The following is a 7,734-nucleotide window of genomic DNA, read 5'->3' as shown; positions in this document are numbered from 1 at the left end:
GTCCGGGATTGCTGAGCCTCGCGACGGCTCGGGCCTCGAACTCGAACCGGGCGACGAAGGCCGGGTCGGCCGCGAACTTCGGGTCCATGATCTTGACGGCCACGGGTCGGTCGAGCCGCGTGTCCAGCGCGCGGTAGACCGTGGACATGCCACCTCGGGCGATGGGAGCGTCGATTCGGTAGCGCCGATCCAGCAGCGAACCCGTCGATACGGACCCTCCGGGAATCACGGTGGTCTACCTCCTTCGATGTCGGCCTGCCGATCGCGTCCACAGCGATCGTAGCCAGCGTAGGTGTCGCCCCTGTCTCGGACCGACGACGGCGCAACGATGCTTTTCGTATCCGAGAGCGAACCCGTTAACGTTACTGCAGTGAGCACAATCCCTTACTCCGACGACGTCTTGGACCCATCCGTCCCGCTGCTGCAGCTGGCCGACGTGAGCAAAATCCTCGAGGTGCCCAAGTCCAGGGTCGAGCAGATGCTTCGCGACCGACAGCTCGTCGCCGTCAAGCGCAACCGGGTTCCCGGTGTGCCCGAAGTCTTCCTCGATGCGGCGAACAAGCAGATCGTCAAAGGTCTGCCCGGGCTGCTCGCGGTGCTGCACGACGGCGGCTTCGAGGACGAAGCGATTCTGACGTGGCTGTTCCAATCGGACGACAGCCTTCCCGGTACCCCGATCGACGCCATGCACGGCGATTTGATGCGCGAAGTGATCAGGCGCGCGCAGGCGATGGGCTTCTGAGTCTGGTCCAGCCGGTGGCAACCAGTCGGGGCCCCGCGACCGACAATCGACGCCACTGCGGAACCCGAGCGCGCTCGGACAGAACGCGATAGCCGCTGTCTTCGACCTCACGCAGGATGGCGCCGTACAACAGAAACGCCGTCCGCATTCCGGGTCGAACCCGAGGATCGAGCAGGTCGATACCGGGTTCGGCGACTCGGTACACCGCACGCGTGTGCGCAATAAGATGCGCGAGCGCACGCTCCACCCTTGGATCAGTTCTGCCCGTGTCGCGACAGTGATGCAGCAGTTCCTCGTCGACCCCGAACGCAGCCAGCTCGTCGGTGGGGAGATAGATGCGATCGCGGTCGAGGTCTTCGCCCATGTCACGAATGAAGTTGGTCAGCTGAAACGCCTCGCCCAGCGCCGCCGCGGGCACCGTCGCATCCTCGGTCGTCGCGCCGAGGATGGGAAGCATCTCGAGACCGATGACGGCAGCGGAACCGTACATGTACTCGGAAAGCTCCGGCATCGTCCGGTAGCGACAGCGGAATACATCGGTGCCGGGAATGTCCATCCGCATCGAGTGGAAGAACGCATAGAAGTAGTCATGGGGGATCGAATAGCGCTCGACCGTGTCGACGAATGCACGCAGAACCTGCTCGGACGAGCTGTCTCCAAGGCTCACTCCGCTCAGCGCCGAACGGACGCGATCCTCGAGGACGTCGACCTCGGCGCCGGCTCGGCGATCGGCCGGCCGCAGCTGCACATCCGGAGAATCCTCGGTGAGTGAACCGTCGACGTCGACGTCGATGATGTCGTCGACCATCCGAGCGAACCCGTACAGGGCGTGTACACCTGCGCGCTTCTCGACGGGCAGCAGACGAGTGGCCAAGAAATAGGTCTTGCCGTGACGGGCATTGAGGTCACGGCACAGCCGGTACGCCTCGTGCAGCGACGGGTCGATCTCGTCGAGCTCACCCACGATCGGCGTTGCTCGCTTAGGTAACGGCACGGACATCCTCCGAGTTCGCCGGCCGTCGGGGTTTTCCGCGCAGCCGTAGGGGATCGACCCTGGTGATGGACAACGCTGCAACGACCGCCGCGAAGGTCGCCAGGGCGACGTGAGCGACCGTGTAGAGACCGATCGAGCCGTCGGGCCGGAAGACGAGCATCAGCCAGGTCGACAAACCGACCAGGATCATCAGCGTCTTGGTCGACAACGCAAAGCCCGCAGCCAGCGCGAGTGGCCAGGAGTAGTACCACGGCAGTGCAGCCGGCGACAGAACGACGATGGCCACCAATGCGATGACGATGCCCTTGACCGCGTCGCGTTCGGTCTTCCGGTACAGCCACCACGTACCGACGATGACGACCGCGAGCACGACCGCGCTGAGCATGCGCGTCACTTCCAGGACCGGGCCGAGCCGGAGATCGAGGATCCAGGACGTGCTGACGGTGACAAGGTGGGCCATGACGGTCGGCAACGAGAGCCAGTTGATGATCTTGGCGGAGCCGGACAGTGCCGTCAGCCAGCCGATCCCGACACCCGCCACGAGTGAGGCGAGGGCGAACACCGCGGCGAAGACGCCCGCACCGGTTCCGGCGGTTTTGGCGAACGAACGCAGAGGAGACATCGGCGTTCGGCCCTCGGCCTCGGCTCGTTCACGCTCGTGGATCATCCAGATCCACACCATGAACGGCAGCGCCAATCCGGCGGTCGCCTTGATGGCGACTGCCACCGCGACGAGCGCAACACCGCCGACGTGCTTGCGTTCGAGGACCAGCACGATACCGGCGGTCATGAGGCCGACCATCAATAGTTCGTTGTGCACGCCGCCGATCAGGTGAATCAGAACCAGCGGATTGAGCACGGCCAACCACAGCGCTATGGCGGGTGTGCCGCCCATGTGCGACGCGAGTCTCGGGACGGCCCACACCATGAGCGCGAGTCCCGGAAGCATCGTCAGACGCAGGAGCATCGTGCCCGCGATCACGTTATCGCCGGTGATGCTGGTGATGGCTTCACCCAGGAGGAGGAAAAGGGGGCCGTAGGGGGCGGTGGTCGTGGTCCACACGTTGCTGACGTTGTCCAGCAGCACACCGGGGTTGGCCACCGGACCGACGGCATAGGGATCGAAACCGTCGCGGAGGAGCGCGCCCTGGGCGAGGTAGGAGAACGCGTCGCGGCTGAACATGGGGACGGCGAGCAGGAGGGGTGCCGTCCAGGCGGGCACAACCCAGCGCAGTTCGCGGAGTTCGGTCCGGCCCTGCAGCGTCGCACGACCCAGACGTACCCAGGCCACGATCATCAGGAGTACGCCCAGCCACACGATGATGCTGGACAGAATGAGACCGTGCCCGAAACGGAGCCACGACAGATGCATGGCTTCCAGCAGGGGATCGCGGCGACGCACACTCCCGGCGCCGAAACCGCCGAACGTGATCAACGCTGCGCCGAGCAGACCGAGAAGAGCCGCGTGCCCTTCCGGGCTACGCAGGAACAGGGCCAGGTGTCGAACGAACGACCTGGGCTGCGGCGCAGTGGACGAGGCGTCGCGTGACGGGTCCGGCCCGGCCGTACCGGACGCTGCCGAGCTCGAGACCGAGGACATCGTGGTGGTCATCCTCCTCTCGCGTCACACGACATTTTGCCGACCGGCGGATGAACGGAAGGTTCACGTCCGACGGCCGAAGCCAGTTTAGTGTGTCCGCGTACCCCATCCGAACCATCCCGCGTACGGGCTGCAGCGTCAGACGGTGCCGACGATACGTTCGGCAGCCAGTTTGCCCGACACGAGCACGGTCGGCACTCCGACACCCGGCGTGGTTGCCGAACCTGCGAGTACCACGTTGTTCAGGCCGGGCACGACGTTCTTGCGTCGGAACGGTCCCGTCTGCCGGAACACGTGGGCCGACGAGAAGGGGCTGCCGTGCAACATTCCCCGTTCCGACCACGTAAGCGGCGTGTCGACGTGGTCGATGGTCATCGCGCTCACGCCGCCGTAGCCGCGCTTGTCCATCTCCTGCTGCAACTCCTTCACGTACGGATCCTGCAGCCGAGCCCAGTCGAGCGGTGCGCTCTGCAAGTTCGGGCACGGTGCCAGAACCGATACCGGCTCGCACAGCTCACCGCCGCGTTCGACGCGCAATCCCGGATCGCTGACGCTGGGCCGCGTGATCAGTAGCGACGGATCCGTCATCAACGAGCCACGGCCGCTCTTGGCGGTGATGCGGGCGAAGGTCGACGCCCATTCGGCGCCGAAGTCGATGGTGTGATGCGATTCGGACGGCCATCCTGCGGTGATTGCAGTCGGTACGGTGCCGTGAAAGACGACTGCCGACGGTGAAACGGTGCCGTAGCCGCGGCGTCGGCCGCGCGAAGAGACGCCTGCGTCGTCGAGCAATCCGTCGACGACCGGAAGGTCGGGGGTCAGGATGACGGCGTCGCACTCGAATCGACGTCCGTCGGCCGTACCCACCGACCGTGCCCTGTCGTCGACGACGTCGATGTCGGAGACTGCTGCCCCCGTGATCACCACGCCGCCGTTACGTGTGACGGCGTCCGCCATTCCTGCGGCGATCGAGGCCATACCTCCGCGCGGGAAGTAGACGCCGAGTGAGGTGTCCATGTGCGCGATCGCGCCGTAGACGGCGAGCGCCTTCGCGGGCGCCATACCGGCGTACAACGCCTGAAAGGTGAACACCCTTCGCAATCGCTCGTCCTTCAGGAACCTCTCCACTCGGGGCCCCAACCTGCCGAAGCCGCCGAGTCGGGTGAGTGTCACGGTGTCGCGAAGCGCGGCGGGGGTGGACACGAGGTCGAGTGGCGAGTCGAAGTTGGCGTCGATGTAGCGGTCGAACTCCGCGTCGAAGATCGACGCAAGCCACCGTCGCAACGCCCGGTACCCCTCCGCCTCGGCGTCGCCGCACTTCTTCGCGACCTCCTCGGCCATGGCCTCGGGGTCGGCGTACACGTCGATCGAGCTGCCGTCGGCGTAGCGGGTGTGGTAACTCGGGGAGAGCGCCGTGAGCGATATCTTGGGGTCGACGGTGTCGAAGGACTCACCGACCGCCGCCAAAGCGGACTCGATGAGGTCGGGCATGGTGAGAACGCTTGCGCCGTTGTCGATCTCGTACAGCGCGGCGCCGTTCTCGTCGGTCACCGGGTACACTCCGACCCGGCCGCCGACTGTGTTCTCCCGTTCCAGCACCGTGACACGCTTGCCTGCGCCGATGAGATACAGAGCGGCCGAGAGTCCGGCGAGCCCTGCACCGACGATGACGACGGAGTCCGATGGGCCTGTTGTCGCGCGCACGTGTGCCTTTCGTTTGGGTTCTACCGAGTCGGTGGGCTGCACCGAACCGGTTCTAATAGGTCCGCTGGGTCGCTGCGATGGCCATTGCGCGCAATCGCGTCGCGGCATTCGGCTCGGTGTCGCTCGCGTCCAGTGTGGTCAATGCCCGTTCGGTGAGCCTGGTGATGCGCTGCTCGACGTCCGCGACGGCACCGATGTCGGTGAGTACAGCCCTGACGTCCGCAATCACGCCGTCGTCGAGGTCGTTCGCGCCGAGGGCCGACCGCAGCAGGGACGCCGACTCCGGAGCCTCTCGATCTGCACGCTCCATCGCGACCGCCATCAGCACGGTGCGCTTGCCCTCGCGGATGTCGTCGCCCGACGGTTTCCCGGTGACGTCCGGGTCGCCGAACACGCCGAGCAGGTCGTCCCGGAGTTGGAAAGCCAGCCCGATGTCGGTTCCGAACGAGCGGAAGTCGGCGATCAGGCTCGCAGGTGCGTCGGCGAGAACGCCCCCGATCTGCAGCGGCCGCTCCACGGTGTACGCCGCCGTCTTGTACCTGTTCACCCGCATCGCCGCATCAACGGACTCGTCGAGCCCCGCCTCGGCCTCGATGTCGAGGAGTTGGCCACCGAGAACCTCCGTCCTCATCGCCGACCAGACAGGCGAGAGCCGAGCGGCCGATTCGGTATCGAGACCGGATTCGCGCATCATGTCGTCCGCCCAGCACAGTGCGAGATCACCGAGCAGAATTGCTGCCGACTCGCCGAAACGGTCGGCCGAACCCGACCACTTCGCCTCGCGATGCCGAGTGGCGAAACCTACGTGCACGGTGGGGAATCCGCGCCGGGTCACCGAGGCGTCGATGATGTCGTCGTGAATCAGCGCGCAGGCCTGCACCAGCTCGAGTGCCGCGCACACCCGGATGACGGACACTGCTCGGGTGCTCGTCGAGTCGCCGCCCGCACCCAGCCACGCCGTCCACGCGAACGAAGGCCGGACTCGTTTGCCTCCGCGCAACACGAACTCGGTGAGATCCTGCACAGCCGCGACGTAACCGCCGCCGAGCGCCGCGACCTGCTCGTCCCTCGATGCGAAGAACTCACGTAACGCCAGATCGACGAGGGTGCGCGGGTCCGATTCGCCCGCGGACAAGGCGGTGTCCAACGCGCCCCACGGAACATCGGTTTCGGTCGTGATCAGTTTCCCGGACAGGGGGGCCTCCAGACGAACGCGTGACACAAGATTTCCGTTGCCCAACATTAGCCGTCGGTCCGCCGAACGCGCTGTGGCGAGAGGCTGCCGACACCGCCCACCGGCGTCGAAACTATGATGACGCGGTGACATTTGATGCCGTCAGGGGGCGGTCGAGCGACGGGTGGGTCACTCGGACGCCGTCGATAGTCGATCGACTGCGCACGGCCGAGTCCACCAAGATCCCGTTCTCCGTCGAGTTCTCCCCTCCGCGCGACGAAGCGGCCGAGGCTCGGTTGTGGCGTGCGGTCCGTGAGTTCGAACAGATGCAACCGGCATTCGTATCAATGACCTACGGCGCGGGCGGGTCCACGCGTGACCGAACGGTGCGCGTCACCGGGCAGATCGCCGAGGAGACGACACTCCTTCCTGTCGCACATCTGACGGCGGTGTCACACAGCGTCGCCGAGCTTCGATCCATGGTCGGTGCCTACGCCGACCGCGGCATTTCCAACATCCTCGTTCTCCGCGGCGACCCACCCGGAGACCCGCTGGGAGACTGGCAAAAACATCCCGAGGGCGTCGAATACGCCGAGGAGCTCGTGTGCCTCGTGCGCGAACTCGGTGACTTCCACGTGGGCGTCGCCTCTTTCCCCGAGGGCCACTACCGCGCGATCGATCTCGATCAGGACACGCAGGTTCTCGTCGCCAAACTGCGCGCGGGAGCCGAGTACTCGATCACCCAGATGTTCTTCGACGTCGACGACTATCTGCGCCTTCGTGACCGGGTGGTCAAGTGCGATCCCGAGCAGGGTGCCAAGCCGATCATTCCGGAAATCATGCCGATCACCTCACTCCGCACGGTTCGGCGCGCGCTGTCGCTGTCGGGTTCGGCGCTTCCGAAATCACTCGACGATCGATTCACCGCGGCGGCCGGCACCGGTCCTGAGGAGGATCGAGCGGCCGTCCGTGAAGTGGGCATCGAGCTGGCAACGTCGATCGGCGAGCGGCTCATTGCCGAGGGCGCACCGGCTCTGCACTTCATCACGCTCAACTTCGCGCGTGCCACCCGTGAGGTACTCACCAATCTCGGACTGTCGGCCGCGCGCGTCTGACCCGCAGCCACGGCGAACCACACATGTCGTCTTGTCACACGGCGGGCAGAAGGCGGTTCTTCCACGTTGCCGTTCCGTCGCGGCGGCGTCGCAGCGATTCGGCCGTGAGCGTGATGTACAGCGCAAAAGAGACGGGATGCGCGGTCGATACGGCAACCGTGTGCAGCAACGAACCCGACTTCGACTCCGCCCGCGAAGCCACCGTCCGCGAGAGCACCGCAGCGCCGTAGCCGACCAACCCCCACCTGCGGGTCGGGCCGGAACCGAGAACTGCTGCGGCAGGCGGCACGATATACGCGATCGACATTGCCGACACCACGACGGACGTTCCCGCGACGCTGCCGAACGCGTTCCACAGCCAGCGGGCGTATCCCTCGCGCAGCGCAGGCCACCCGTCGTACATCC

General features: G+C 65.9%; 6 protein-coding genes and 2 pseudogenes. 2 read left to right on the top strand and 6 right to left on the bottom strand.

Translation table 11 applies throughout. From position 1 onward, the window contains the following. Positions 1 to 229: pseudogene (locus WBQ44_RS01705) on the bottom strand (Stk1 family PASTA domain-containing Ser/Thr kinase); the annotation flags it as partial. A 141-nt stretch (positions 230 to 370) separates the two neighbouring features. On the opposite strand from WBQ44_RS01705, the gene WBQ44_RS01700 reads away from it, so the two are divergent. Continuing rightward, positions 371 to 742 (top strand): Rv2175c family DNA-binding protein, encoded by a 372-nt coding sequence (locus tag WBQ44_RS01700; protein WP_495565004.1) that lies wholly within the window; start codon positions 371 to 373, stop codon positions 740 to 742. On the opposite strand, the gene WBQ44_RS01695 is transcribed toward WBQ44_RS01700, so the two are convergent. From WBQ44_RS01695 to WBQ44_RS01680, 4 genes are all read right to left on the bottom strand, one after another. Further along, positions 714 to 1,706, bottom strand: a complete 993-nt coding sequence (locus tag WBQ44_RS01695; protein ID WP_495565007.1) for a phytoene/squalene synthase family protein — start codon at positions 1,704 to 1,706, stop codon at positions 714 to 716. The two genes, WBQ44_RS01700 and WBQ44_RS01695, sit on opposite strands and share 29 nt — an antisense overlap. Before the next feature lie 16 nt (positions 1,707 to 1,722). Continuing rightward, entirely contained in the window at positions 1,723 to 3,336 is a 1,614-nt protein-coding gene (locus WBQ44_RS01690) for an alpha-(1->6)-mannopyranosyltransferase A (protein WP_495565006.1), read from the bottom strand. Between the two features lie 138 nt (positions 3,337 to 3,474). Continuing rightward, the gene (crtI, locus tag WBQ44_RS01685; RefSeq protein ID WP_495565003.1) at positions 3,475 to 5,040 is read right to left on the bottom strand and encodes a phytoene desaturase family protein; all 1,566 of its coding nucleotides are present in this window, start codon (positions 5,038 to 5,040) and stop codon (positions 3,475 to 3,477) included. A gap of 52 nt (positions 5,041 to 5,092) precedes the next feature. Next, complete coding sequence (locus tag WBQ44_RS01680) at positions 5,093 to 6,187, bottom strand: polyprenyl synthetase family protein (protein WP_495565005.1); 1,095 nt, start codon at positions 6,185 to 6,187, stop codon at positions 5,093 to 5,095. Between the two features lie 173 nt (positions 6,188 to 6,360). Between WBQ44_RS01680 and WBQ44_RS01675 the strand changes: the two genes are divergently transcribed. Then, on the top strand, positions 6,361 to 7,329 hold the full coding sequence (locus WBQ44_RS01675) for a methylenetetrahydrofolate reductase (RefSeq protein ID WP_495565002.1): 969 nt from the start codon (positions 6,361 to 6,363) through the stop codon (positions 7,327 to 7,329). 34 nt (positions 7,330 to 7,363) lie between these two features. Here WBQ44_RS01675 and WBQ44_RS01670 read toward each other — a convergent pair. Further along, positions 7,364 to 7,734, bottom strand: a pseudogene (locus WBQ44_RS01670) (glycosyl transferase); the annotation flags it as partial.

Source organism: Rhodococcus sp. (in: high G+C Gram-positive bacteria), assembly GCF_049591685.1.
Lineage (GTDB): Bacteria > Actinomycetota > Actinomycetes > Mycobacteriales > Mycobacteriaceae > Rhodococcoides.
This window is presented reverse-complemented; position numbering and strand designations above follow the sequence as displayed.